Raw genomic sequence first — 24,680 nt, forward strand, 5'->3', positions numbered from 1 at the left:
TCTACCATGATCCTCATTCTCCTGTATCACAAACTGATGAAGTATCCCTCTTCTGATCTCTGGTGGAAAACCTTTGATCTTCAGCTCAGCATACTAAAGAAAACTTACCGTGTCTTAAGCTTGGAAGAAGCTTTGGAGTACCTTCACAGAGGTGTCATGCCCGACAGAAAATGTGTGGTGATAACCTTTGACGATGGGTATGCCGACAACTATGTGTACGCTTATCCCCTTCTTAAGAAACATGGGCTGAGAGCTACCCTCTTTGTGGCCACTTCCCGCATACAACCCACGGAAAGTAAAAGAAAAACCTTACTGGATTACTGGGAAGGGAGGGTATCCTTTAGGGAGCTTTTTTCTGGGGACAATATGTTTATGGCCAACAAGAAGTTTGTGGAAGATGGACAGAAAGAACAGTTCCTTACGGTGGGAGAACTTAGGGCCATGAGGGATGTTTTTGAGTTCGGATGGCACTCGGTGAGTCATGTGAAAACTTTTTCAGAGGAAAGGCTTCTTGGTTTCTTCACGGGTAAAGGTCACTGGTCACTGGCCCTCTCTTATGGAGAGAAGCCGAGAAAGGGTTTCCCCCTCTTCCCCCTCTCTTCCAATCTTGTCACCAGAGAAGGAAGACTGAAGAGAGAAGTAAAGGAGATGATAAAAAGCCTTCCTGAGAAGTTCTTCCAAAGGAGGGACTGGGAGAGTCTCCTAAGAAGAGAACTTTATTCCCATTTTAGTAGTCTCATAGAGTGGGAGGAAGAGGAAAGTTTCGAAAGGAGAAAGGTGCACGAAGTGGAGAAAGCTATTGAGGACCTATCCGGATGGTTGGATACCGTTATCTCTGTAGGAGCTTATCCCTTCGGTGAGTACAACCAGCAGTTGGTAGCTCTTTGTAAAAAGTACCTAAAGGCCGCTCTCACCACAGAGAAGGCTTATGTGAAAGAAGATACGGACATGTACCGTATACCCAGAGTGACTGTACCAAGAGACATGTGGTCTTTCATGGGCATACTCATAAAGTTTTTAAGAGCTCCATGAGTTCTGTCAGAGAATCTACAACGTAGTGAGGTTCAAAGTTGGCCTTTGTAAGCTCCTCCTTAGAGTACTTGCCGGTGGTTATAAAGATGGTTTTTATTCCCTGTTCCTTCGCACCTACCAGATCAGTGTAAAGGTCATCGCTTACCAAGTACACCTCATCCCCCTCCATACCACTGAGAGCCAGCCTCATGAACTCTTCGGAAGGTTTACCTAAGTTGGGTATAGGTTGTGAGTATCCGCAGGCGTGTGCCAACATATGAGCCAACGAACCTGCACCCGGAAAATAAAGACCATCGTCGTCTCTCACTATCCTGCTATGATTGACGGGCACTATCTTGGCAGATTCTAGGAAGACCGCCGAGGTAGCCAGCTTCAACTTGGTAAAGTTAATGTTCCTGTCTTGCCCTATCACAACCGCATCTACTTTTTGATCCTCCACTACTTGAAAACCTTCCTCTACAAGAAACTCTGCCAGTAAGGGAGAACCTATCACCAAGAGCCTGCTGCAGTGTAGCTCCCTTAGGTATACAGGCAGTATCTTTAGGGGTGTTATCAGTTCGTCCTCCTTGAGGTTTATCCCCTTCTTACTGAGGTCCTCCAGAAGGGTGGAAGGTGGCCGTGTGGAGTTGTTGGAAACAACCCGAAAGGGTATGCCTTCGGAACGCAGGAAGTCCAAAAAGGGCAATGTGTCAGGAAAAGGATTAAGGGCTTTGTCCTTCACCAGAACTCCGTCCATATCAAGAAGTAAGATCTTCCTTCTCATCTCAGTGTTTGAAGGGTATGCTTATCCAAAGTTCGTCAAAACCCTCCTTTTCCCTCTTTATATCTACTTCTATTTTACTAACGTCAAAAAGGGAGTACTTGGAGAAGACGGTTACGAGGTCATCCTTCAACATATCGGCGAAGTTGGGAGGCAGACCCCTCCTTTCGTAAGCCAGTACCATCGTGAGTCTCCTCTTAGCGTCGTCCTTACTCTTTCTCCTTCCTATCAGAAAATCAAAGATCATGCCCCTCCCCCAAATATCCTCTCTATTATGCTCCTCTTTTGACCATGGTAAACCATGGGCACTTCCTCACCCAGCAACCTCCTCGCTATATCCAGTATGGCCTTTGAGGCCGGATAAGAATCCTCCAGTACTATGGGCTCACCTCTGTTGGTAAAGTCCACCAGTTTGGGCTCTTCCGGTACAACACCTATGAGGGGAGCTTTCAGTATATCTACCACGTCCTCCACGGAAAGCATCTGTCCCTTCTTCACAGCATCCCACCTTATTCTATTGACCACCAAATAGTACTCGTTTTTCCCCATGTTCTCCAACATACCTATGATACGATCAGCATCTCTCACGGAAGAAACCTCAGGGTTCACCACTACCAGAGCAGCGTCTGCCGGTAACGAAGCTATCTGGAAGCCTCTCTCTATCCCCGCGGGAGAATCTATGAAGATATAGTCATACTGTCCGGAGCTTTTAACCTCCTCTACCATCTTCACCCATCTCTCAGGATCTACAGCATCCTTGTTCTTGGTCTGGTTTGCCGGCAAGAGCCAGAGATTCAGGCCCCTTTTGTCCTTAACAAGAGCCTTGCTGAACTCAACCCTTCCTTCCAGAACATCCAACACATCGTACACGATCCTGTTCTCAAGCCCCAGTATCATATCTAAGTTCCTCAAACCTATGTCAGCGTCTATATCCAGCACTTTTTTACCTAGCTTGGCAAGAGCTACGGAAATGTTAGCCGTCAGTGTGGTCTTACCCACACCTCCTTTACCGGAAGTCACCACAAACACTTTTGTCATCTCACACCCTCTCCAGAACTATTGTACCATCCTCCACCTTAGCCATCTCAGGATAACCGGGAGACCTTCTATCCTCATCGCTGGTTATGGCCAGTTTTCTTCCTATCCTTATCTGCTGAGGTTCCATCTGCTGAGCCACTACAACAGCACTTTCGTCTCCTAAGGCGCCTGCGAAAGCGATGCCTCTCAGTTTCCCCATCACTATTATGTTACCTGTTGCTATGACCTGTGCGTCCCTGTTGACATCCCCTAGCACCAGAACATCACCGTTGTGTTCTATCCTCTGTCCCGAGCGAAGATGCTTTCTTATCACCAACAACCTTCCCCACGTGCCCGGTTTGTTCTCCTGAGAGAGTTTACGCACATTCCTGAGCTTTTTTTCCAGGAGAAACTCCTCCACCTTCCTAAGAAGATCACCGTCCGATGTATCCACCAGGAAGTAAGCACCCTCCATAAGGCGACTGTTGGTTATATCCCTTAACCTTTCTAAAACCTCCCTGTGATCTGCGCCCTCCTGTATTCTGACAATGACTACGGGAAGGGTTGTACCTTTTATCTCTATCATGCTGAGAAAACTCCGGGGGAGGGACTCGAACCCCCAACCAGGTGGTTAACAGCCACCCGCTCTGCCGGTTGAGCTACCCCGGATGCTTAATATATTATACCCGATTCTAACCTTTTAACGTAATCCTCTATCCCATCCTCTAGGCTAAACATAGGCTCATAGCCGAGGATCTCTCTGGCGAGACTTATATCCGCTTCCGTGTGCTCCTGATAAAAGTCGTAAGGACAGTCAAAGTAGTCAGGCTCAAGATTTGTTCCAAGAAGGCCGTTGAGTATGCCAACTATATCGTTAAAACTCCTTGCCTTCCCTGTGGCTATGTTGAAGACTCCCGAAACATCCTTTTCGAGGGCCAAGAGGTTGGCCTTCACCACATCTTCTATGTACACGAAGTCCCTCTTTTGCTCACCCCACTTAAACAGCCTGGGCCTTCTTCCCTCCTTCATCTGTAGATATAACTGGTATACCATGCTGGCTGCCTTTCCCTTAAAGGACTCTCCTGGTCCGTAAACGTTAAAGTACCTAAAACCCACCACCTTTATGTCTGTCTGTGTCTGCAAGTATCTGAGCGCTATTCTGTCCATGATGAGTTTGGAAAAGCCGTAAACGTTCTGTGGTATCTCCCCTTTTCCCTCCTTCATAGGGGGTGTGGTCTTACCATAAACGGCTGCCGAAGAAGCGTAGATGAGCTTAGCTCCCCAGTAGGAACAGGCATCCAGTATGTACCTAAGACTGTCAGCGTTAGTTCTCATGACGAGGGCCTGATCCATAACGGTGGTGTCCGTTATGGCAGCTTTATGAAAGACCACTTCAAACCTAAAGTTCTTCTTCAGATACTCCCACAGGGAGAGATCTGTTACATCCCCTGTTATCACATCTCCGCCGAATCCCCACAGGTTTTTAAAATGACCCGAGGAGAAGTTGTCCAGTACCGTAACCCGTGCCTCTGGATAAGCCCTCTCTACAGCCTTCGCTACGTTGGAGCCTATGAAACCAGCTCCACCCGTTACCAAGACCCTCATCTCTTCTTACCCCTTTTGCCCCTCTTAGGTTCCTCCTTGAGGAGAAACCTCTTTATTACGTAACTTTGGACTATGTTAAGGATGTTGTTGAAAGTCCAGTAAAGCACGAGACCTGATGGAAAACTGGCAAACAAGAAGGTAAACACAACACTGGTAACGTACATCATCAAATTCTGACTTTTGTCAGGTGCAGGGCTCACCCATTGCTGAGCTATCATGGTGACACCCATGAGGATAGGTAGGAGATAGTAAGGATCCTTTTGAGCTAAGCTGGGTATCCACAGAAAAGAGGCAAGCTGTAACTCTGCCGTTATGGTGAGCACTTTGTAGAGGGCAAAGAAGATAGGTATCTGCAAAAGTATGGGAAGGCATCCCGACATGGGATTAAACCCAGCCTCCGCGTACAACTTCATAAGCTCTTCCTGAAACTTTACAGGATCATCTTTGTACTTCTCCCTCAGCTCCTGCATCTTAGGAGCCAGTTCCGAAAGCCTCATCATGGAAACAGTGCTTTTGTAGGTGAGTGGGAAGACTATCAGTCTTACCAAAAGAGTGAGAACCAGTATGGAGAAAACCCACGAATGGAGGTGTTCGTATATCCAGTACATGAAGACAAACAGTGGTTTTACTATGATCCTGAGAGTTCCGTAGTCTAAAACTTCCGAGAGACCTAACACCCTCAACCTGCCGTAGTCCTTGGCCCCCATATAGAGGATAAGAGGTTGTGAGTAGCGAACCACTACGAGAGAGTGATCCCCCTCCAGTCTGTATATAACTACTTGAGGGATGTTACCCACCAAGCCCTTAAAGTAGTATCTACTTTCCACACCCGCAAACTTTATATCTCCCTTTATGGACTGCCTACCCTCAACATCTTTGATATCTATCCTTTTCACACTACCATCTTGCTCCAAAACAGGACCTACGTGCGTGTAGAAAGAGTCCTCCTCTAAGGGTGTTCCTACGTTTACCCAGATAGGCCCAAGACCCTGCTCCTCTATGTAAAGCTTTATCCTTTCTCCATCGTACACCAGTCTCTTTCTTACGAACCAACCATTGCCCTGCAGCGTCATACTGATCTCTCTGTCGGAGCCTTGAACCTGGTAAGGAGAGAAGTTAAGCTCTACGTCCTTTTGGGGATCTCCCGTAAAGATCTCCAGAGGATACACACCCAGTTTCTTTTCGGTAGATGTCACCAAATCTTTCCCGTACTTTTCATCCACCCAGCTTACCACCTTACCACCCTGAGGTGAGATCTTAATACTGAAGTCCCCCAGCCGGTAGGAAAGGGTTTCAGAGGGTTTCTGGGCTTCGCGAAAGCTACCCAACATGAGCTGAGGAACGGATTCATCTTTTTGTACTTGCTTAGGTTTCTCCTGGGGTGGAGTAGATGGTCTGAACAATAGGAGATAAGTTTGGTAAGCGAACAGAGCAAAGGTTATAACCAGCAGAAAGATGAAGAGCCTCTTGGTATCAATGTCCTTTTTATCCATCAGGGGTAATCCACACCTCCTCGCGAGAAAGGATTACAACGGAGCACCCTCCATACCGCCTTTATGGTACCCTTGAAGGGACCATACTTCTCCACGGCCATTATAGCATACTGGGAGCAGGTAGGGTAAAAACGGCAGGAGGGAGGGTACAGAGGAGATACAAACCTCTGCCACACCCTCAGAAAGGTCACTACAAACTTCTTCAAGGCGCCAACCTGTGTCTTCCCTTCTTCCTTCTACGCTTTATTATCTTTCTGCCACTCTTGGAGGACATTCTAGCCAAAAAACCACTCTTACGTTTCCTCTTTAAGTTGGATATATGAGTGACGTTCCTCTTGGTGGCCATCGTGACTCCTCACTTGACAAAGAGGAGTATTATAGCTACCAGCAGAGCGTAAAGAGCGAGAGTTTCGATAAAGGCCAGACCTATGAACATAACCGTCTGCAACCTACCACCTACGGTGGGGTTTCTTGCTATACCTTCCTGAGTGCCCCTCACCGCATGTCCCATACCTATACCGGTACCTAAGGCCGCGAGACCTATCGCCAGACCTGCACCTAGGTACATCAGGCCTTGCTTGAGGGTCTCACCCTGCGCCGGTTCAGCCGCCATTGCCAAAACAGGCATCAGAACACTCAGTAGAGCCATAGCCTTTCTCATATCACACCTCCTCTATGGGATTTCATCTCTCAGTGCTCTCCGTGCTCCACCGCACCCGCCATATACACGGTGGAGAGTATCATGAAGATATAGGCCTGTATGAAAACTGCCAAAAACTTTATGGCTATTATAAACAAAAGGGCTATGGGGGAGAGGGCCATTATGACGGGGTTCTTAATAACGAGACTCACCAAAACAAGGAGTAACATGGCTCCCCCCTTCATGTTGGCGAACAGCCTGAGGGTGAGAGTTATAGGTCTCGCTAGATGAGACACCACCTCTATGAGAAAGAAGATGGGTGCGAGGTATACGTTAGGTCCCATGAAATGCTTGAGGTAACCGACACCGTGCAACCTGAAACCTTCCAAGTTGTAAAAGAAGAAAACTATGAGGGCTAGGGCCAGGTTAGTGTTCACGTTGGCGGTGGGGGCTTCCAAACCAGGTACCATACCTAAAAGATTGGAGAAGAAAACGAAAAGACCTATGGAAGCTATCAGAGGCACGTACCTTAGACCTTCGTGCCCCATGTTCTCCATCACCATTTTCCTGACGAACCTCAGGTAACCTTCCCACACCGCTTGAAGAGGTGTAGGTCTCACACCGGGCCTGCCCGCTAAGGCCAGCAGACCCAGCACTAAAGCCATACTTAACACACCGTACTGAACGTGGGTCCAGCTCACCTTATCCATAACGGATCTTCATTATATCACAATTAGAACCCGAAGGTGGTGGGAATATCCAAGTTAACGTCCTTAACCTCCTTTATGTCGGGAAACCTGCTCTTGAGGGCCCTCTCTATACCTGCCTTCAGGGTGAGCACTGACATACCACACCCCGCGCAGGCACCTATCATACGTACTAGAACGGTGCCATCTTCCAAAACATCCACCAACTCTACATCGCCCCCGTCAAACCTCAAAGCTGGCCTTATCTCATCCAGTACAGCCTCAATCTCCTCTCTTGTAGGCATCCTCATCACCTCCTTATGTAAAATTCTATGCTAAAGAATGATGAAGGAGCATGAGGTAGATCAGTTCGTAATCATAGGTAGGGTGAAGGACAGTTTCGGTCTGAAAGGTGAGTTGAAGGTAGATGCTTATCTGCCCGCCTCCCGGTGGAAGAAGATACAGAAGGTCTTCTTTAAGCGCAAGAACGGACCCTACGTGCCCTTTGAAGTGGAAAAAGTAAGATCCCACAACAGAGGTTCCGTGGTGTTGAAACTCAAAGGCATAGATATAAAGGAAGAGGCGGAGAAGTTGGTGGGAGCTTACATCTACCTACCTCGTGGTATGGTTCCTCCTAAGGGAAAGGATGAGTTCTACTTCTTTGAACTGGAAGGTCTGCAGGTGGTAACTACATCGGGCCACAGACTGGGGAAGGTAACGGGAGTAATAGAAGGAAGATCCTACTTTCTCTTGGAAATAGACAGAGGTAGAGGTTACATACCTTTTGTAAAAGAACTTGTAGGAGATGTAAATCTTGAGGAAGGGATAGTGTACGTAGATGACAGACTTAAAGAACTTTTTTAGGATCTTTTGGTCCACGTGATGGGACCAAAGTGAACCTCCATGCTGGCCTGTCCTATGGCTTCCGACAAGGACGGGTGAGAGTACACAGATCTGGACATAAAATCAGCTCCTAATCCTGCCTTCATGGCATGTATCACTTGGTGTAAAAGCTCTCCAGCGTTGGGACCCAGTATATGACAACCTAAGATTCTTTTAGTTCTCTCTTCCACCACCACTCTCACAAAGCCTTCGTTTTCTCCATCATCCATAGCTTTGGGGTTGGTAACGAAGGACACAACACCCACCCGTACATGGTAACCTTCGTCCTCCGCTTCGTCCTCCGTTAAACCCACAGAAGCTACCTCGTAAGCACTGTAGATGATCTTGGGCATGAGGGTGTCGTTCTTTTCCCACCCTTCATCACCCAGCATGTGGCTTACGGCTACCTTACCTTCGTACATAGCCTTATGGGCCAACATGAGAGGTGATGTGATATCGCCACAGGCATACACACTGGGTAGATTAGTTCTACAGTGCTTATCCACCACCACGAACCCTCTCTCGTCCATTTCTATACCTGTCTCCTTAAAACCCTCCGTGTTGGGCTTTCTACCCACAGCCAGCAGGATTATATCGGTGGTAAGTTGGGTACCGTCCGTAAAACTCACCTTCAAACCTTCCTCTGTCTTCTCATAATGATTTACAGTTGTTTTAAGCTTTATATCTATGCCCAGCTTTTTAAGCTTCCTGGCGAGGAATCTCGAAGACTCTTCCGGTATGCCTGCCATGGGTAGGAGTCTATCCTTAAGTTCCGTAAGGGTAACATCCGCTCCGTACATTCTGAATATGTAGGCGAACTCTACGCCAACCGCACCTCCACCTACTATAACCACTCTCTTGGGAAATTCTTCAAGATTCCATATGGTGTCAGTATCGTGGATGTACCGTCCGTCCGCCACCATACCCCCTACCGATACGGTAGAAGATCCTGTAGCCAGAAGCACAAACCTGGATCTTAGGGTTATGTCTGCACCTTCCACCACCACTGTGTTGGGATCCTTTAGGAAACCTTTCCCGTAGAAGATGGGTATGCCAAGATGCTGGGCAAACTTTTTAAAGTTCTCCCTTATGGTTCTTACCACGTTGTCCCTACCTTCTTTCAGATGTGGCATACTGAGGTGAAAACCTTTAGGTAGTATGCCGTAACGAGACATGTGAGAGAATCTCTCTATCATGTAAGCGCCGTATCTCATGTACTTGGAGGGAATACAACCCCTGTTGAGACAGTTGCCACCCACCGTTTCCGGAGAGAGCTCCACGAAGGCCACCTTCATACCCCTTCTGTGGGCGTAAAGGCCGGCCTCATAACCTCCACTACCGGCTCCCACGATCACTAAATCAAACTCCATTCCTTCTCTTCCTCCTCCTTTCTCTGTAGACAGCCTGTCGGCACTTCCTTATAACAGCCTTGTATTTATAGTAAACGGAGGGCGTAGATATAGGAAGGTTGTAGTACTTCTCCAAGAGGAGCATTATGTCCTCCGTTGTCATGTAACGATGGTTTCTTATGAGACTCTTTATGTACCTTACTATTCGTGTCTCTTTCATTGAGAGAATTTTAACGCGGGCCGAAGGCCCGCAGTTGGTGTCATACCAAACCTTTCAGTATCTCGTAAGCTTTCATAGCCTTATCAAAGCGCTCGTTGACCACATCCCAGTTTATGTTCTCCAGGAAAGCGTCTATGTAAGGAGGTCTTTTGTTTTTGTAGTCTACATAATAGGCGTGTTCATAAGTATCGAGCACTATGAGGGGTATGAGTCCGGTGAGATTGTAGACGTTGTGAGCGTCAAGACCGTTGACCACCAGTCTTCCGGAAAAGATGTCCAGTCCCAGTATGGCCCATCCTCTGAAGGCTGTACCTGCGGCCTTAATTTCCTGAACACAGGCATCCCAGGAGCCGAAATCTTCCTCCACCTTCTTCTTGAGGGCTTCAGATGGCTGTCCTTTAGCACCTAAGTGTCCAAAGTACAGCTCGTGTAGGACAACTCCCATGTAGTTGAAGGTCTCTTCTACCTTTAGCTCTCTGTACTCAGAGTAGTTTTGGTTAGCCTTGGAACGGTCGGAGAAGTTTAGGTCTGCTAACTTCTCCTGTATCTCGTTATACTTAGTCACGTAACCTTTGTAGTGAGCCTCAAAGTGGGGTTCTATCTGCTCGTTGGATATGCCCTTGAGTCCGGAAGGCTTTAGATGATCCTTAGGTTGAAGCTTATGTACAGCCATCTTACTACCTCCGTTATGTTGTTATATTGGTATTTTACCATATGCATACACCCTTAAAGAATGATATATCTCATCTTGCATCCAATTGCAGAACGTACTATTTTGGAATGCTTAGTGGTGATGGTGTTCTTCCGTATCCTCCGACTTCTTTACGGGTGCCTCCACTGTGAGTTTCCCCGATTCAAAGTGTAAGGTGATGCTTACTTTTTCCCCTTCTTTCAGAGGTTTTTTAAGACCTATCAGCATTATGTGGTACCCACCAGGTTTTAACTCCACCTGGGAACCCGGAGGGATTTCTATGAACTTGACCCTTCTCATTTTACCGTCTTGGGTTTCGTGAAGCTCTACGTGATGTGCCACGGAGCTGGAGGCGGATAGAAGTTTTTCAGGTTTGTCTCCGTTGTTTTTAAGCACCATGTAAGCAGCACTGACCTTGGATACGGGTGGCACCGCCCTCACCCACGCATCCCTCACCTCTACTTTAGGTTGGGCAAAGGCAGACCCTAAAAGGGCTAAACCAACCAGCCAGTTTCTCATGGAACCACCTCCTCGCATACTTTTATCAATTTTACAGCTGTACCTTCAGGAGTGTAAAGGACCTTTTCCTTTTGGGCATGCACCCTCAGTACGTAACCAAGAGCGTACCCTTCGGAACCTACAGAAGTTACCGTTCCTACCTGTTTATCGCCGTCGAAGAGTTTTTCTCCCTCTCTTAGCCCCTCTGCCTGCAGAAGAACTAAAGTTCTAGGTGTTCTACCTCTGTAGTACACACGGGCTATGGCCTCCTGACCCACATAACAACCTTTGTTAAGACTTATGGCGTATCTGAGGACACCGGCTTCCAAAGGAGAGAAACCTTCCCTCAACTCCTTACCTACGGCAGGTATACACCGCCTTATGCGAAGGTTTTCGGCTTCTTCCGTTGTCATCATCAGAGACTCAGGAAGTTCAAGATCACTTAGTTCTCCTATCAAGTCATAACCTGTCTCACGGAAGCGCACAGAGTTGTGGGCTATTATGACAGAGCCTTCAACGATAAGCCTTCCTTCCTGCGGTGCGTTCCCCCAGACTTTTTCCACGAAATCCTTACTGTCCTCACCCAGTAAGAAGATGTGCCTGTAGTTGGGTGTGAGATCTTCCAGATACACTTTCAGAGAAAGTTTCCTCTTTTCCAAATCTTCTATGACCTGCTTAGCAGGATCAGGTGTATCAAGAAGATAATGATCCTGAAGCTTGTATAGGAAGAACTCCCTGATGGGTGCACCGTTTTGACGCAGCATAAGATGGTAACTCACACTGAAGGGTGGCATACCCTTCACGTCGTTGGTCAAAAGCCCATGCAGAAACAGAGTGTGCTCCTCATCCAGTCCCTTGAAGGCAAGCCTGTTTTTTTGACCGTAAACTTTTATCTTACTTCTCCTAAGCTCTATCCACCTCACAGAGAAAAAATATAGGCGGGCAAAGCCCGCCTTACCCTTTAAAACTTCCAGTTAAGACCTACTGTGATAGCGTCCTGAGCGTTTTGACCTTCCACCACCAAACCATTAGCACCGGTGGCACGCACCTTCTTGTTGAAGGCATGCTTGTAAGCGAGGTCTACACTGAAGGTCTTGGTAAACTCATAACCTAAACCTAAAGTTATGTGATGCTCCGTGATGGCGGGAAATCCCACCAGGTTAAAGTAGGCTATATTGAAATCACTGAAGGGGGAATCAAAGTTAGGTATGTTATTTTTGAAGTTACTACTGTCCTTGGCTCCACCTCTTATGGGGGACTTGCCGTAGTTGTATCCTGCCCTCAGAGCCAGCTTGGGAATGGGCCTGTACTCACCACCTATGGCTATAACCCACTGGTCTTTCCACTGGAAGTGTTTGTAGCCGTCGGCGTTCTTCCAGTTTATCCAGCGTACGTCCATGCCTACCTTAAGGTTTTGCATGGGTTTTATACCTACACCAAAAGCCAACTCCTGCGGTTGTGTTAGCTTAAAGTCTTCAAACCTGCCATCATTGTTGCTATCAAAAACCCTCTTGTAGGTCATGCTTATAGGGCTTTGGTAAGTTATACCTGCAAAGAGAAAGTCTCCCATGTTATAAGCCAAACCCAGTTGAAAGCCTATACCGTAAGTTTGTGACTGCCCACCTCCTGCATTCCAACAGTTGGGGGGTTTACTTTGGTCACACATCTTAGCTCCCATGTCCAGAGATCCGTAAGCCAGATCTACACCAGCGGCTATGGCAACAGCATCGTTCACCTTGTAGGCAAGGGCCGGTATTACTCTCATAAACTGGAAGGTGGTGTGCATGTTGCTAAATTGTGGATCCTTATTTCTGTAATCTGTTCCCATACCAGATACACCGAAGGCTCCTATACCGAAGGTGAGTCTGTCATTAATTTGGTGAACTATACCTACCTCTGGTACTACAAAGAACTTGGCCTGGCTAGTGGCTTCCGCAGGTGGATTCCAGGGTCCCAAAGGTGTTACGTTGCTCTTTGCTTTAACAGTAGGCATGAAGAGTATTCCACCGAAGCTGAGATTAAAGCCTTTATAATAGCTCATCCACGCGGGGTTTCTGAAAATGCTGTCGGTGGGTCCTACAGGCATACCCACACCTATACCACCCATACCTCTAGAGGCAGGAGACACGCCTATAAGGTTGTCTCCGTTGGTGGCAAAAGAAACTCCCGCTGTAAAGAGGAGAGCCCCCAGTGTGAGAACTTTCTTCATGTCACACCTCCCTTAAGTTTTACAGGTATAGTATAGCACCCCTTGTGGGAGAAGCTATAAGAGTTTTTTATAAGAGTATAAAAGCTCTATGTTCCTTCCCACTCTTTTTCTCTGTAAAATCTCTCCATATGCTGTGGTATGTTTACCTCCATACCCCATAGCATCTTCATTTGGAAGGCGTTAAAAACCGCCTTGGCCCTGTCAGTGTTGTTAAAGAAGATGTAAGTTTCCCTATCTCCCAGCTTTTTTATCTTGTTTTTTATCTTCTTTAGCTCCTCAAGGGTGTAAAGATACTGGTAGGGATGTTGAGGATCTCTACCGTGGAGTCTTACGTAGTTGATGGCTCCCACACCGACCCACGGACCTACCAGATAACGATCCGACATGGGAGCATCCGCGTTGACTATAGAGAAACCTTCCTCTTCCAGGAAGTTAAAGAAGTCCTTTCTGTCGAAACTCCTGCTTCTTACCTCTACAACCTTCTCCACCTCGGAGAAGTATCTGCCTAATCTTCTTATGTACTCCAGGTTTTCCTGGGAGTAACCGAAGGTATGGGGAAACTGAAAGAGGAGGGCTATGAGTCTGTCTTCTTCCAAGATGGGTTCTATACCATAGAGGAACTTTTTAACGTCTTCTTGGGTGTAGTTTCTCGTGTGAGTGAAGAGACGATTTACCTTCACCGAAAACCTGAGATCCTTAACGCGTGACAGCATGGACTTTATACTTCCTCTGTCAGGAAAGCCGTAGAAGGTGGCGTTCAACTCAAGAACCACGAAGTGTTTGGCGTAATACTTGATCCACTCATCTCTTCTGAGGCGGGGCGGGTAAAAAACACCCACCCAGTCCTTATAGTAGTAACCACTACACCCTACGTATACTTTCAAGGTATGAAACGGGACTTAAACTCTTTGAGGGCGTCATCTATTCTCTTCTTAAGATCGTCATCTAAGGCCTTCTTTTCACGTATATCTTTAAGGATATCGGGTTTCTCTTTATCCAGGTAGGCGTAAAGTTCCCTTTCAAACTTTCTCACAGCCTCTACCGGCAGATCGTCCAGGTATCCGTTGGTACCTGCGTATATGGCCACTATCTGCTTCTCAACAGGTATAGGACTGTAAGGCTCCTGTTTAAGGAGTTCCACTAAGCGCAGACCCCTGTTGATGATCTTTTGAGTGGCTGTATCCAGCTCGGAAGCGAACTGCACGAAAGCCTCCAGTTCCCTGAACTGGGCCAGGTCCAGTCTCAGAGTACCCGCCACCTGCTTCATGGCCTTTATCTGGGCCGCACCTCCCACACGAGAAACCGATAGACCCACGTTGATGGCAGGCCTTATACCTTTGTTGAAGAGGTCAGGTTCCAGATATATCTGCCCGTCTGTTATGGATATAACGTTGGTGGGAATGTAAGCGGCCACGTCCCCGGCCTTTGTCTCTATTATAGGTAACGCCGTCAGAGAACCTGCTCCCAGTTCGTCGTTCAGTTTTGCTGCTCTTTCCAAGAGGCGAGAGTGAAGGTAAAAGACATCACCCGGATAGGCCTCTCTTCCGGGAGGTCTTCTCATGAGAAGAGACAGCTGTCTGTATGCTTCGGCGTGTTTGGATAGGTCGTCGTATATAACCAGAGCATGCTTACCGTTGTCTCTAAAGTACTCACCTATGGTACATCCTACGAAAGGTGCCAAGTACTGCAGTGAGGCGGGATCAGTGGCAGAAGCCACCACAACGCAGGTATACTCCATAGCACCGTGCTTTTCCAGAAGCTCTATGATACGGGCTGTTGTGGAACGCTTCTGACCTATGGCCACGTAAATGCAGTAAACATCCGTGTCCTTCTGGTTCAGGATAGTGTCTATACATATGGTGGTTTTGCCTGTTGACCTGTCTCCGATGATGAGCTCCCTCTGTCCTCTTCCTATGGGTATCATGGCGTCTATGGCCTTTATACCCGTTTGAAGAGGCTCGTGAACCGACTTCCTTTTCACCACACCGGGTGCTATCTTTTCAACAGGTGATCTGTACTCGTACTTTATGGGACCTTTACCGTCCAAAGGGTTGCCGAGAGGATCTATAACCCTACCTATAAGACCTTCACCTACAGGCGCGTCCAGGATCCTACCCGTTCTACGCACTAACGAACCTTCCCTTATACCGCTTTCACTCCCCAACACTATGATACCTACGTTGTCTTCTTCCAGGTTGAAGGCGAGACCTAAGGTACCCCCCTCAAATTCCACCACCTCGTTGGCCATCACGTTGTCAAGACCGTAAGCTCTGGCCACACCGTCACCTACGTAGTAAACAACTCCTACCTCTTCCATCTTTACAGTCTCTTCCAGATCCTTTATCTGCTCCCTCAAAAGTTGAAGTGCTTCCTCGTAAGTGAGACCTGCCATAGCTTTACCTCCTCAGAAAATTATAGCATAGGTCAGAACCACATCCTAAGACCTAAGAGGAAGTGGGTCCCCTCTTTCTTACCCTCTTTTCCTTTTTCCATACTGTACTGAAGACCTATGTAAGGAGCTAACTCCCTTCTAAACTCGTAGCGAAGTCTTAAACCTGCCTCCAGTCTACTCAATCCCGCTGGTCTGCTCACCTTAGGGATGTCTCTGAGATAATAAGCTCCCTCCACTCTTGGTTGAAGAACCAACTTTTGAGTTATCAGAAGGTCTACGTAGGTCTTCATGTGCAGAGATGTTCTTCCTTCTGTGTCCACCTTCATGTTGGCGTCCACTTCAAACCAGTAAGGAGCCAAACCTTCCACCCCCACCACCACATACTTTCTGAAAGGATGACGGTACTCTCCCTCCGCGCCCGCTCCCAGCCTCATGGTCCAGAAAGGTGTTACCAGTTTGCCTATGTAGATGTCCGCTCTCTTTATCTCACCATCCCCTCTCTTGAGGGAGTGGTTTCCCTCAGTCTCTATGTATACTCTGTGGAAATCTCCTCCGTACCAGAACTCAGCATCGTACCGGAAAGTTTTCTTGGAAGGAAGGTACTCCAGTCTGTCCAGGAGAAGTTTTCCGTAAAGATGGGAGGGCATGAGGGCTTGGCGCAGTTCTTCGCTTACCTCCTGAGCCATCACCGTAGAACCTATCGCCACACCTAAGAAGATGTTTCTCATCCTACTACCTCCAAAACTCTCATCATGCCGGTGTGCATGTGATACAGAAGATGACAGTGGAATGCCCAGTATCCTGGAGCGTCGGCGAGGACATCCACACACACCTTTTCACCGGATTTTATGTTGATGGTGTCTTTGGCTGGTGCGTATTCATCGTAACCGTTACGCAGATACATGAACATGCCGTGGAGGTGTACAGGATGGTCCATCATGGTGTGATTAACAAACACTATCCTTACCAACTCCCCACGACGCACCTTTATGAAATGGGTCGGGTCCCAACTCCAGCTTTTCCCATCGTACACCCACATTCTCCAGATGAACTTCTCCATGTTGCCTGTAAGGTGTACTTCCAGCACACGGTCCGGATCCTTAGTGAGAAAATCCTTCCGTTGAAGGCTACGGAGCTGTTGGTAGGTTAAAACACGATGCTCAGCGTCCTCCAACCCCACACCTACCTGATCCAGCATACAGACTGGGTTTTGCACCACCATATCGGCAGTAGGACCGAAGGGGTACGGGCCTTTGTGGACTGGACAGTCCTGACAAGGGTCCATGTGATGGTGGTGGTGATGATGCTCGTGAGAATGGGATGTTCGGACAGGAGGTGTCCTGGTAGGGGGTAGGGGTCCCGTCATACCAGGTCTGGGTGCCAAGGTTCCCCTCGCATAGCCACTCCTGTCCATAGCTTCAGCTATTATGGTGTAGGCCTTCTCTTCTTTGGGTTCTACGATGACATCGTAACGCTCCGCTACCCCTATCCTTATCTCGTCCACCTCTACAGGTTCCACATAAAGTCCGTCTGCTGCCACCACCTTCATACTGAGACCGGGAATTCTCACGTCAAAGTAGGTCATGGCGGAAGCATTTATGAAACGTAACCTGATGCGTTCACCGGGTTTAAAGATGGCTGTCCAGTTCTCCTGAGGTGTATGTCCGTTCATGAGATAGGTGTATGTACTTCCAGTAACGTCCAGTATGTCGGTGGGGGACATTCTCATACGGGCCCACATGAGACGGAAGGCAAGAGCTTCCCACAGTCCCCTCTGTTGGGCGTCCTTCAAGAGATCCATAAGGGTGAGTCTGTTATTCTGGAAGTAGTTGGACTGCTTTTTAAGAAGCGCCATCACCTTGTGGGGACTAAGGGGTGTCCAGTCGGAAAGTACCACCACGTACTCTCTTTTGTAACTAAAGGGTTCTCTCTCCGCAGGGTCAATGATGAGAGGTCCGTAGAATCCCGCCTGTTCTTGCAAACCTACGTGGCTGTGGTAGAAGTATGTCCCATACTGTTGGACTGGAAACTCTACCTTAAAACTACCACCTGGTGGTATGGGGGGTGCTGTAAGGTAGGGTACACCGTCCATGGAGTTAGGTAGGATGATACCGTGCCAGTGAACACTGATGGGTTCGTCAGTTTCGTTGTAAATCACTATGTGAGCCCACATACCCTCCTTGAGGCGCAGTAAGGGGCCGGGTACAGTTCCACCTGGTAGGAAGAACTCACCCCATTGGTCTCCTACACGTACTTTACCTTTTCTTACCACCAACTGGTAAACCAGTTTGTCTCCCTTTTGCACCACATCTGCCACATAAAGGCCTCTCGCACCTTGGTAAGACCATCCTGTATAACTTACGAAAGGAGATAAAAGTCCCATAAGCAAAAGTTCTCTTCTGGAAATCATCCCTTTTACCACCTCCTTCTCTGAGTTTATGTTCTTAATTTTGTGAAGGGTGTGTAAAATTTTTTATAAATTTCCAAGGAGGGTGTAATATGATGAGCTGGATGTTGGGGATGTTGATAGTTGGTTACGCTTTAGCATCTGATACGTGCACGGGTGTTATATCTGCAGAAGATGCCATCAGGTATGCCAGACAGTATGTAGGAGAAGTTAAAAGTGTCCACCTTTCCAAAAACAGACACGGTGAGTGTTATTACAGAGTCAGAGGAACGGAGGGTAGTGCGGTGGTGGACGCACGGGATGGAAAGCTCCTGAGATTTTACAGAAAACGCTGATGAGTTATAGAAAAACTTGCGGGCTAAAACCCAGTATCTGTGATGCGGGGATACAGCCCGCCCCGAAAGGGTTGACACAAAAACATTACTGAATTAATTTAATGTATAGCTAATACCCCATCGCTCTCCTGGGTAGGAGAGTTCAACGGCTTTAAGGTGGGGTATAGGTAAAGTAGAAGAGCTAAAAGTAGCTCCGCTATACCGCCATATAGCGGTATAGGCAGGAGTAGGGGTGGTGTGAACCCGCCCGTGGTGGTAAGGGATACCTTAAGTGTCCAGACCCACCACGAAGCTCCGCATCTTTGATGCGGGGTAGTTCACTTGAGGACTTTACTGGTCTTTAGGTAGAAGATATAAAGATCCAGCTCTGCCAACGTTACACCTAACTTTTCTCCAACTCTCTCCAGTACCTGCTCCGCCTGCAGGTACATTCTTCTTGTCAGTGTTTTGTTCTGAGGAACGAGATTTCTCTCCCTTAGATAACTGAGTATGTGTCTGTCCACTATGGCTAAGTCCTTAAAACCTATGTTTCTCAGAAAGTGGGATGCCTCCTTAAGCCCAAATCCTTCCACCTTGTAAGGGGAACACGGATCGCTGAGAAGATCCCTGATTTCTCTACCCTTCCTTCCTGAGGCTAAAAGCTCCTGCAGATACGGCCATTTGCTTCTTGCTTTCACTATGCGTTCTGCTCTTTGCCTTGCAAACCTGTGTCCTTTCTCCGCGATCCTTCTTGTGAGTTCCTCTACAGATAGGTTCATGAAACCTTCCGGGCCTATCTCCTTCTGCAGTTTTATCCCCAGCACGGCAGAGGAGTTGGCGGTCAGTATACAGAAACAGAGCTCTGAGAATATATCGGTATCCATATCCACGTCTAGAAAAGGCCTGAAGTCATAGTGGGTTCTTCCTTCTCTGCCCAGTCTTTCAAACTCCCCTATTCTCCTATCCACGTATTGTCCAACCTTTTCCTTGATCAGTAACAGTTCATCCTGCATGAACTTTCTCCAGCAGTTCTTTGGCACCCTTCAGAGTGGTAGGACTTACCACACCCATGAGACGAGCTATCTCCTCCAACCTCCTCTCTCCTACCTCCTTTATGGTCACCTGATCACCTTCCCGGACAGCAACAAAATGGGTGTCTCCAGCAGCTGCCACGGCGGGTGAGTGGGTGATAACTACCAGTTGCATCTTTTTAGACAGCTTTTTAAGAAAACGAGCTAACCTGAGGGAAGCATGTCCACTCACTCCTACATCTATCTCGTCCAGAAGATAAGTCTCTTTGGCGGGTATTACCAGAAAGAGAGCCAGTGCTACTCTGGATATCTCACCTCCGGAAGCAAAACGGGCAAAATCCACCCCAGTTGACCCGCTACCTCTGAGGAGAAACCTGGGATCTTCATCCTCCTCCAGCACCACGTCAAGGTATCTATCAGTAAGACCTATATCTGCAAGAAGGCTGTTTATCTGATACAGAACTCTTTCTTTGGCACGTCTTCTCTCCTGAGCCAACCTTTCTCTCTTTTTTGTCAGTTCTTCTTGGAGGTTTTCCAACTGCTCTTGTAGGCTCTGCAGTTCCTCCTCTAAGGAACTGAGAACTGTTAGCTCCTCCTTGAGATCATTAAGATAGGACAGTATCTGTCTGTAGCTCATACCATAGCGCCTTTCAAGTCTTTGGACCCTATACACCTTCTCGTTGAGAAGGTCCAACTGGTGAGGATCCCAGTCCTCTATGATAGAGAGAAGGTCACTCCTCAGTTGGATAAGCCTCTCGCGAAACTCCTCCAGATCCTCCGTTTTTATGCCTATGTCCCTACATATCTTTCTGAGGGTGCTCAGTCCCTCCAGCACTTTATCATCTATGCACCTTACCCCTTCCTCCGCCAACCTACAGATCTTCTCCTTTCTGGACAGTTCCTCCAGATATTCCTTTATCCTTTCGTACTCCTCCGCCGAAAGGCCTATGCTCTCAATCTCTCTTATCTCCTCTTCCAGCAGTTTGGTCCTTAGCTCTTTTTCCTTCTTACGATGGGAGAGTTCCTCAAACCTTGACCTTATCTTTCTATACCTGTCGTAAAGATCCTGATACTCCTTACGGAGAGGAAGGGTGCCGGCCAGAGTGTCGTATATGTCCCTCTGATAGTGGGATTTTAGGAAGCTCAGTCTGTCGTTCTGTCCTTGAAGAAGTATGGCCCTGAGTAGGATGTCTTTCACCACCTTAGCGGTGCTTCCCATACCGTTCAGGTAGTACCTACTCCTACCCCTCCTTATCTCCCTTCGGATCACATACTCCTCCTCTTCCAACTCCAGTTCCATCTCCACCGCTGTGCCTTCTTGGGACTCTTCCTCATCCCCTGCCAAGAACCTTACCGCTGAAAAGGTCATAGACTTGCCGCTTCCTGTCTCTCCCGTTATGACGTTGAGTCCCGGTGAAAAGTTAAGTTCTACATCTTTCAGAAGACGGAAACTTTCTATGCTCAACCTCAGGAGCATATATAATTAATATATGGATTTGGTAGAAGGTCTCACCTTTGACGACGTTCTTTTGATACCCCAGTACTCGGAGGTTTTACCTCACGAGGTGGATGTATCCACGCGCCTTACCCGTAACATATCTCTCAAAATACCCATAGTCTCCGCAGCTATGGACACCGTCACTGAGTCCCGTATGGCCATAGCCTTGGCCAGGGAAGGTGGTATAGGCATAATCCACCGGAACATGAGTATACAGGAACAGGCTGAGGAAGTGGAGAAAGTAAAGAAATCAGAGAGTGGTATGATCCTCAAACCCGTGACGGTAACTCCCGACACCAGTGTGCGCACCGCTCTTGATATAATGAGTAAGTACAAGATCTCGGGTGTTCCGGTAGTGACCGACGGTAACAAGCTGGTAGGCATCCTCACCAACAGGGACCTGAGGTTTATAAAGCCCACCGATTACGATAAGCCAGTATCCCTTTTTATGACCAAGGAAAACCTTATAGTGGCCCAGGAGCTTGTAACACTGGAAGAAGCTGAAGAGATTTTGCAAAGGCACAAGGTGGAAAAGCTCCCCATAGTGGACAAGGAAGGGAGACTGGTGGGTCTTATCACCATCAAGGATATCACCAAAAGACGGAAGTACCCCAACGCCTGTAAGGATCCCTTAGGAAGGCTGAGGGTAGGTGCCGCTGTAGGAACCGGACCCGATACAAAGGACAGGGTGGAAGCCCTTGTATCGGCAGGTGTGGATGTGATAGTGGTAGACACAGCTCACGGTCATTCCAAAAGAGTACTCCAGACGGTGGAGATGATAAAGTCCAACTTCAACGTGGATGTTATAGCAGGTAACATAGCCACAGGGGAGGGTGCCGAGGACCTCATAAAGGCAGGAGCGGATGCCGTTAAGGTAGGTGTAGGGCCAGGTTCCATATGCACTACCAGAATAGTGGCAGGCGTAGGTGTTCCTCAGCTATCTGCCATCATGTGGGTCTATGAAGTGGCTTCCAAGTACGATGTGCCGGTCATAGCGGACGGGGGAATAAGATACTCGGGTGACATAGTGAAAGCTCTGGCAGCGGGAGCTGATGCGGTAATGTTGGGCAATCTACTGGCAGGTACAGAAGAAGCTCCTGGAGAGGTCATATACTACCAAGGCAGGGCCTATAAAAGCTACAGAGGTATGGGTTCTTTAGGTGCCATGAGTAACCGTATGTCTGCCGACAGGTACGGACAGGATAAGATGGAGAAGTTTGTACCAGAAGGTATAGAAGGTAGGGTTCCCTACAGAGGTAGACTTGCCGAGGTGGTGTTTCAGTTGGTGGGTGGTTTGAGATCAGGGATGGGCTATGTAGGTGCCAGAAATATAAAAGAACTGCGGGAAAAGGCCAAGTTTGTGAGAATATCGTGGGCAGGCTACAGGGAATCTCATGTGCATGACGTAATAATCACCAAAGAGGCTCCCAACTATTGGGTGGACTGAAAGATCCTCTCGCATGCATCCGGAAGGGCGAACTTTCTTATACCCTCCGAATACCTGTCCCTATCGGAGAGGATCTTTTCCAAGGCCTCTCTCAGTTTTTCTACAGTGGCTTCTTGTTGCCTTACCGTGATACCACCTCCCAGATCCTCTATCTCCTTGGCGTTGTAAAATTGGTGATCGTCCGCAGCGTGTGGATAGGGTACAAAAAGAGCAGGTAGACCGTAAAGGGAGAGTTCTGTTATGCTGGAAGCACCTGCTCTGCATATGGCCAGATCACTGGCTCTATAAAGAAGGCCCATATCGTGAAAGAAAGAAAACACCACACCCCTTAACTTTTTTTCCCGGTAAAGCTCCTTGACTCTCGGAAAGTCTCTATCTCCTGTAACGTGGATGCTTTGAAAAGGTAAGTTGGAAAGAAGCTCCACCGTTACAGTGTTGAGAAACTGTGCTCCCTGGCTTCCACCAAACACAAGAATAACAGGTTTGTCTGTCATAAGGCCCAGTTTCTCTCTTGCCTCTTCCTTAGAAAGGGAGAGATGTCGGAGAATCTGCTCCCTTACAGGAAGGCCTGTTTTCACCACCTTATGGAGAGGGAAAAACTTCTTAGAGTACTCAAAGGTTACAAAGATCTTTTCGGATCTATTAGAGAGCAAGCGGTTGGTTCTACTGGGTACCGAGTTCTGTTCGTGCAAAAAGAGGCGAGCACCTCTCACAACAGAGGCTACACCCAAAGGTAGGCTGGCGTATCCTCCAAAGACCACGCTTATATCCCTGGACTCTATATGTCTCAGAAGGCGCAGCGAAGACACAGCTATGTGGACAAGGGCGTAAAGTTTACGGTGCCAAGCCACACCCACAAAGGGGTAAGATGTCAGAAAGATGGCCTCAGAGGGTAAAAGTTCTTTTAGTGAAAACTCTATCCCTCTGACGGAACCCACAAAGATAGTCTTGTAGTTTCTCTTCACAAGCCACTCTGTGAGGGCGAGAGCAGGAAAGAAGTGACCACCCGTTCCACCCCCCGATATGAGGAAACGACTCATAAAACCAGTTTACCATCCTTTTTAGATGACTCATATCATATCTTTTCTTGCGCGCCTTTGAATGGCTTAAAATATAGTGAGCCATGGGTATAAAGAAGGTGGACAGAAAGGCGTTTCTTAATCTGGTGGAGACGGTGCTGTTTGTGGATTTCATAAAGGGCCTGTCGGTAACCCTCAAGAACCTGCTGAAGAAACCTATAACCACCAACTATCCCTTAGAGAAACTCACGCCTCCAAAGCGTTTTAGGGGAGCTCACGGACACTTTGTGTGGGATGGTACGGAACCAAACTCCCTGAAGGCTATAGAGAAGTTTATGAGTTTTGAGAAGGGCAAAAGTAGGTGTGTGGCCTGCTATATGTGTCAGACAGCTTGCCCTATGCCTACCCTTTTCAGGATAGAGGCTGTTCAGATGCCTGATGGTACAAAAAAAGTGGTGAGATTTGACATGAACCTTCTTAACTGTCTGTTCTGTGGACTGTGTGTGGATGCATGCCCGGTGGGATGTCTCACCATGACAGATCTCTATGAACTAGCCGGTTACTCCCGCAGAAACGCCGTTTTAAGAATGGAACAGTTGGAAAAGAACGCCATAGACTGGAAACAGAGAAGGGGACAAGAACCCGATAGGATATGGATAGATGACCAGCATCGTGAAAAGCTCTGGGGGAAGATAAGTTGGAGTGGGTGATCTTTGGTATACTTTCCCTATGGTTGATACTCTCTGTTTTAGGGGTCCTTTTCCTCAAAAACCCGGTTCACGTGGTTCTCTCCTTCCTTTCGGTAGTTTTGGCCACAGCAGGTATATTCCTGCACTTGGGTGCAGAACTCTTGGCGGGTCTTCAACTGATAATATACGCTGTGGCCATAGTAGTGTTCTACGTGTTGGTGGTGACCACTATACCATGGGAAAAGGTGAAGAGGTTTGAGGGTATCTATCTGAGGGAGTTCCTTTTGGCGGTGCCCTTCTTCCTCCTTCTCGTGGTGGCGTTGTCTTATTTGGCATGGAGCGGGTCCTTCGCTACGAAGGGTTTCCCTCTTTCGGGGGACAACGTGAGGGATGTGGGAAAGGTCCTCTTCACCAGTTATCTCTTTCCTTTTGAGCTGGCTTCTGTTATACTTTTGATAGCCATGGTGGGAGCCATCTTGCTTGGGAGGAAGGAGGATTGACTATAGAAAAAGCTTATATGCTTATAAGCATTTTTTTATTCCTTTCCGGTCTCTTGGGTGTTATCATAAGGAAGAACCTCATAACCCTTCTGGTAAGTACGGAGCTTATGCTGAACGGTGTTAACCTAGGGTTTGTAGCGATGGACAGGATGGTGGGTGGTGTGGAAGGACAGGTTTTCTCCCTTTTCGTACTGGCGGTAGCCGCTTCGGAAGTGGCCGTAGGTTTAGGGCTGGTGGTGTCCATATTTCGCCTTAAGGGTTATGAGGGGTCTTCTGAGATAACGCACCTGAGGGACTGAAC

General features: G+C 47.8%; 31 protein-coding genes and 1 tRNA gene. 7 read left to right on the top strand and 25 right to left on the bottom strand.

Features of this window, described 5'->3' with window-relative positions; genetic code table 11:
• Positions 1–6 precede the first annotated feature (6 nt).
• On the top strand, positions 7–1,032 hold the full coding sequence (locus THAL_RS06000) for a polysaccharide deacetylase family protein (RefSeq protein ID WP_012992215.1): 1,026 nt from the start codon (positions 7–9) through the stop codon (positions 1,030–1,032).
• On the opposite strand, the gene THAL_RS06005 is transcribed toward THAL_RS06000, so the two are convergent.
• The 12 genes from THAL_RS06005 to THAL_RS06060 form a co-directional block, all read right to left on the bottom strand.
• The gene (locus tag THAL_RS06005; protein ID WP_012992216.1) at positions 1,007–1,795 is read right to left on the bottom strand and encodes an HAD-IIA family hydrolase; all 789 of its coding nucleotides are present in this window, start codon (positions 1,793–1,795) and stop codon (positions 1,007–1,009) included. The genes THAL_RS06000 and THAL_RS06005 overlap by 26 nt on opposite strands.
• Before the next feature lies 1 nt (position 1,796).
• Positions 1,797–2,039, bottom strand: coding sequence for a cell division topological specificity factor MinE (minE, locus tag THAL_RS06010; RefSeq protein ID WP_012992217.1), 243 nt, complete (start codon positions 2,037–2,039; stop codon positions 1,797–1,799).
• Positions 2,036–2,830: a septum site-determining protein MinD gene (minD, locus tag THAL_RS06015; protein WP_012992218.1), complete on the bottom strand. Its 795-nt coding sequence runs from the start codon at positions 2,828–2,830 to the stop codon at positions 2,036–2,038. Before minD ends, minE begins: the two co-directional genes overlap by 4 nt.
• Position 2,831: 1 nt before the next feature.
• Positions 2,832–3,395 carry a septum site-determining protein MinC gene (gene minC / locus THAL_RS06020; RefSeq protein ID WP_012992219.1) on the bottom strand — a complete coding sequence of 188 codons (564 nt, stop codon included), beginning with the start codon at positions 3,393–3,395 and terminating at the stop codon, positions 2,832–2,834.
• Positions 3,396–3,405: 10 nt separating this feature from the next.
• A tRNA-Asn gene (locus THAL_RS06025) sits at positions 3,406–3,478 on the bottom strand.
• 3 nt (positions 3,479–3,481) lie between these two features.
• Positions 3,482–4,414, bottom strand: a complete 933-nt coding sequence (gene rfaD / locus THAL_RS06030) for an ADP-glyceromanno-heptose 6-epimerase (RefSeq protein WP_012992220.1) — start codon at positions 4,412–4,414, stop codon at positions 3,482–3,484.
• Positions 4,411–5,907, bottom strand: a complete 1,497-nt coding sequence (gene yidC / locus THAL_RS06035; RefSeq protein ID WP_012992221.1) for a membrane protein insertase YidC — start codon at positions 5,905–5,907, stop codon at positions 4,411–4,413. The genes rfaD and yidC overlap by 4 nt, the downstream gene beginning before the upstream one ends.
• Positions 5,907–6,113 carry a membrane protein insertion efficiency factor YidD gene (gene yidD / locus THAL_RS06040; RefSeq protein ID WP_012992222.1) on the bottom strand — a complete coding sequence of 69 codons (207 nt, stop codon included), beginning with the start codon at positions 6,111–6,113 and terminating at the stop codon, positions 5,907–5,909. Before yidD ends, yidC begins: the two co-directional genes overlap by 1 nt.
• On the bottom strand, positions 6,110–6,253 hold the full coding sequence (gene rpmH, locus THAL_RS06045; protein ID WP_012992223.1) for a 50S ribosomal protein L34: 144 nt from the start codon (positions 6,251–6,253) through the stop codon (positions 6,110–6,112). The genes yidD and rpmH overlap by 4 nt, the downstream gene beginning before the upstream one ends.
• Positions 6,254–6,262: 9 nt before the next feature.
• Complete coding sequence (gene atpE, locus THAL_RS06050; protein ID WP_012992224.1) at positions 6,263–6,568, bottom strand: ATP synthase F0 subunit C; 306 nt, start codon at positions 6,566–6,568, stop codon at positions 6,263–6,265.
• Positions 6,569–6,597: 29 nt separating this feature from the next.
• The gene (atpB, locus tag THAL_RS06055; RefSeq protein ID WP_012992225.1) at positions 6,598–7,257 is read right to left on the bottom strand and encodes a F0F1 ATP synthase subunit A; all 660 of its coding nucleotides are present in this window, start codon (positions 7,255–7,257) and stop codon (positions 6,598–6,600) included.
• A gap of 23 nt (positions 7,258–7,280) precedes the next feature.
• Positions 7,281–7,544 carry a NifU family protein gene (locus THAL_RS06060; RefSeq protein WP_041434112.1) on the bottom strand — a complete coding sequence of 88 codons (264 nt, stop codon included), beginning with the start codon at positions 7,542–7,544 and terminating at the stop codon, positions 7,281–7,283.
• A gap of 31 nt (positions 7,545–7,575) precedes the next feature.
• On the opposite strand from THAL_RS06060, the gene rimM reads away from it, so the two are divergent.
• Complete coding sequence (gene rimM, locus THAL_RS06065; protein ID WP_012992227.1) at positions 7,576–8,097, top strand: ribosome maturation factor RimM; 522 nt, start codon at positions 7,576–7,578, stop codon at positions 8,095–8,097.
• Here the strand turns inward: rimM and lpdA are convergent.
• The 10 genes from lpdA to THAL_RS06115 form a co-directional block, all read right to left on the bottom strand.
• The gene (gene lpdA / locus THAL_RS06070) at positions 8,094–9,485 is read right to left on the bottom strand and encodes a dihydrolipoyl dehydrogenase (RefSeq protein ID WP_012992228.1); all 1,392 of its coding nucleotides are present in this window, start codon (positions 9,483–9,485) and stop codon (positions 8,094–8,096) included. The genes rimM and lpdA overlap by 4 nt on opposite strands.
• Complete coding sequence (locus THAL_RS06075; RefSeq protein WP_012992229.1) at positions 9,475–9,684, bottom strand: hypothetical protein; 210 nt, start codon at positions 9,682–9,684, stop codon at positions 9,475–9,477. Before THAL_RS06075 ends, lpdA begins: the two co-directional genes overlap by 11 nt.
• A 40-nt stretch (positions 9,685–9,724) precedes the next feature.
• On the bottom strand, positions 9,725–10,357 hold the full coding sequence (locus tag THAL_RS06080) for a superoxide dismutase (protein ID WP_012992230.1): 633 nt from the start codon (positions 10,355–10,357) through the stop codon (positions 9,725–9,727).
• 111 nt (positions 10,358–10,468) lie between these two features.
• Positions 10,469–10,894 carry a copper chaperone PCu(A)C gene (locus THAL_RS06085; protein WP_012992231.1) on the bottom strand — a complete coding sequence of 142 codons (426 nt, stop codon included), beginning with the start codon at positions 10,892–10,894 and terminating at the stop codon, positions 10,469–10,471.
• Positions 10,891–11,796 carry a CAF17-like 4Fe-4S cluster assembly/insertion protein YgfZ gene (ygfZ, locus tag THAL_RS06090; RefSeq protein WP_012992232.1) on the bottom strand — a complete coding sequence of 302 codons (906 nt, stop codon included), beginning with the start codon at positions 11,794–11,796 and terminating at the stop codon, positions 10,891–10,893. The genes THAL_RS06085 and ygfZ overlap by 4 nt, the downstream gene beginning before the upstream one ends.
• A 38-nt stretch (positions 11,797–11,834) precedes the next feature.
• A complete protein-coding gene (locus THAL_RS06095) occupies positions 11,835–13,082 on the bottom strand; it encodes an OmpP1/FadL family transporter (RefSeq protein WP_012992233.1) in 1,248 nt (415 codons plus the stop codon).
• An 86-nt stretch (positions 13,083–13,168) separates the two neighbouring features.
• On the bottom strand, positions 13,169–13,966 hold the full coding sequence (locus THAL_RS06100; protein WP_012992234.1) for a DUF72 domain-containing protein: 798 nt from the start codon (positions 13,964–13,966) through the stop codon (positions 13,169–13,171).
• Positions 13,963–15,474, bottom strand: a complete 1,512-nt coding sequence (gene atpA / locus THAL_RS06105; RefSeq protein WP_012992235.1) for a F0F1 ATP synthase subunit alpha — start codon at positions 15,472–15,474, stop codon at positions 13,963–13,965. The genes THAL_RS06100 and atpA overlap by 4 nt, the downstream gene beginning before the upstream one ends.
• A gap of 32 nt (positions 15,475–15,506) precedes the next feature.
• On the bottom strand, positions 15,507–16,202 hold the full coding sequence (locus tag THAL_RS06110) for a copper resistance protein B (protein WP_012992236.1): 696 nt from the start codon (positions 16,200–16,202) through the stop codon (positions 15,507–15,509).
• Positions 16,199–17,884: a multicopper oxidase domain-containing protein gene (locus THAL_RS06115; protein ID WP_012992237.1), complete on the bottom strand. Its 1,686-nt coding sequence runs from the start codon at positions 17,882–17,884 to the stop codon at positions 16,199–16,201. Before THAL_RS06115 ends, THAL_RS06110 begins: the two co-directional genes overlap by 4 nt.
• 89 nt (positions 17,885–17,973) lie before the next feature.
• Here THAL_RS06115 and THAL_RS06120 point away from each other — a divergent pair, with 89 nt between their 5' ends.
• Complete coding sequence (locus THAL_RS06120) at positions 17,974–18,216, top strand: PepSY domain-containing protein (RefSeq protein WP_012992238.1); 243 nt, start codon at positions 17,974–17,976, stop codon at positions 18,214–18,216.
• 317 nt (positions 18,217–18,533) lie between these two features.
• Here the strand turns inward: THAL_RS06120 and THAL_RS06125 are convergent, their stop codons facing one another.
• On the bottom strand, positions 18,534–19,208 hold the full coding sequence (locus THAL_RS06125; RefSeq protein ID WP_012992239.1) for an N-glycosylase/DNA lyase: 675 nt from the start codon (positions 19,206–19,208) through the stop codon (positions 18,534–18,536).
• Positions 19,198–20,703, bottom strand: a complete 1,506-nt coding sequence (locus THAL_RS06130; protein ID WP_012992240.1) for an AAA family ATPase — start codon at positions 20,701–20,703, stop codon at positions 19,198–19,200. Before THAL_RS06130 ends, THAL_RS06125 begins: the two co-directional genes overlap by 11 nt.
• Positions 20,704–20,716: 13 nt before the next feature.
• Between THAL_RS06130 and guaB the strand changes: the two genes are divergently transcribed.
• Positions 20,717–22,171 carry an IMP dehydrogenase gene (guaB, locus tag THAL_RS06135; protein WP_012992241.1) on the top strand — a complete coding sequence of 485 codons (1,455 nt, stop codon included), beginning with the start codon at positions 20,717–20,719 and terminating at the stop codon, positions 22,169–22,171.
• Here the strand turns inward: guaB and murG are convergent.
• Entirely contained in the window at positions 22,156–23,211 is a 1,056-nt protein-coding gene (gene murG, locus THAL_RS06140) for an undecaprenyldiphospho-muramoylpentapeptide beta-N-acetylglucosaminyltransferase (RefSeq protein ID WP_012992242.1), read from the bottom strand. The genes guaB and murG overlap by 16 nt on opposite strands.
• An 83-nt stretch (positions 23,212–23,294) precedes the next feature.
• Between murG and THAL_RS06145 the strand changes: the two genes are divergently transcribed.
• Genes THAL_RS06145 through nuoK form a run of 3 tightly spaced genes read left to right on the top strand, consistent with a single transcriptional unit; the run spans position 23,295 to position 24,678 of the window.
• Positions 23,295–23,900: a NuoI/complex I 23 kDa subunit family protein gene (locus THAL_RS06145; protein ID WP_012992243.1), complete on the top strand. Its 606-nt coding sequence runs from the start codon at positions 23,295–23,297 to the stop codon at positions 23,898–23,900.
• Positions 23,888–24,379 carry an NADH-quinone oxidoreductase subunit J family protein gene (locus tag THAL_RS06150; protein ID WP_012992244.1) on the top strand — a complete coding sequence of 164 codons (492 nt, stop codon included), beginning with the start codon at positions 23,888–23,890 and terminating at the stop codon, positions 24,377–24,379. The genes THAL_RS06145 and THAL_RS06150 overlap by 13 nt, the downstream gene beginning before the upstream one ends.
• Positions 24,376–24,678, top strand: a complete 303-nt coding sequence (gene nuoK / locus THAL_RS06155; protein ID WP_012992245.1) for an NADH-quinone oxidoreductase subunit NuoK — start codon at positions 24,376–24,378, stop codon at positions 24,676–24,678. The genes THAL_RS06150 and nuoK overlap by 4 nt, the downstream gene beginning before the upstream one ends.
• The last annotated feature ends 2 nt before the right edge of the window (positions 24,679–24,680 follow it).

Source organism: Thermocrinis albus DSM 14484 (genome assembly GCF_000025605.1).
GTDB lineage: Bacteria > Aquificota > Aquificia > Aquificales > Aquificaceae > Thermocrinis > Thermocrinis albus.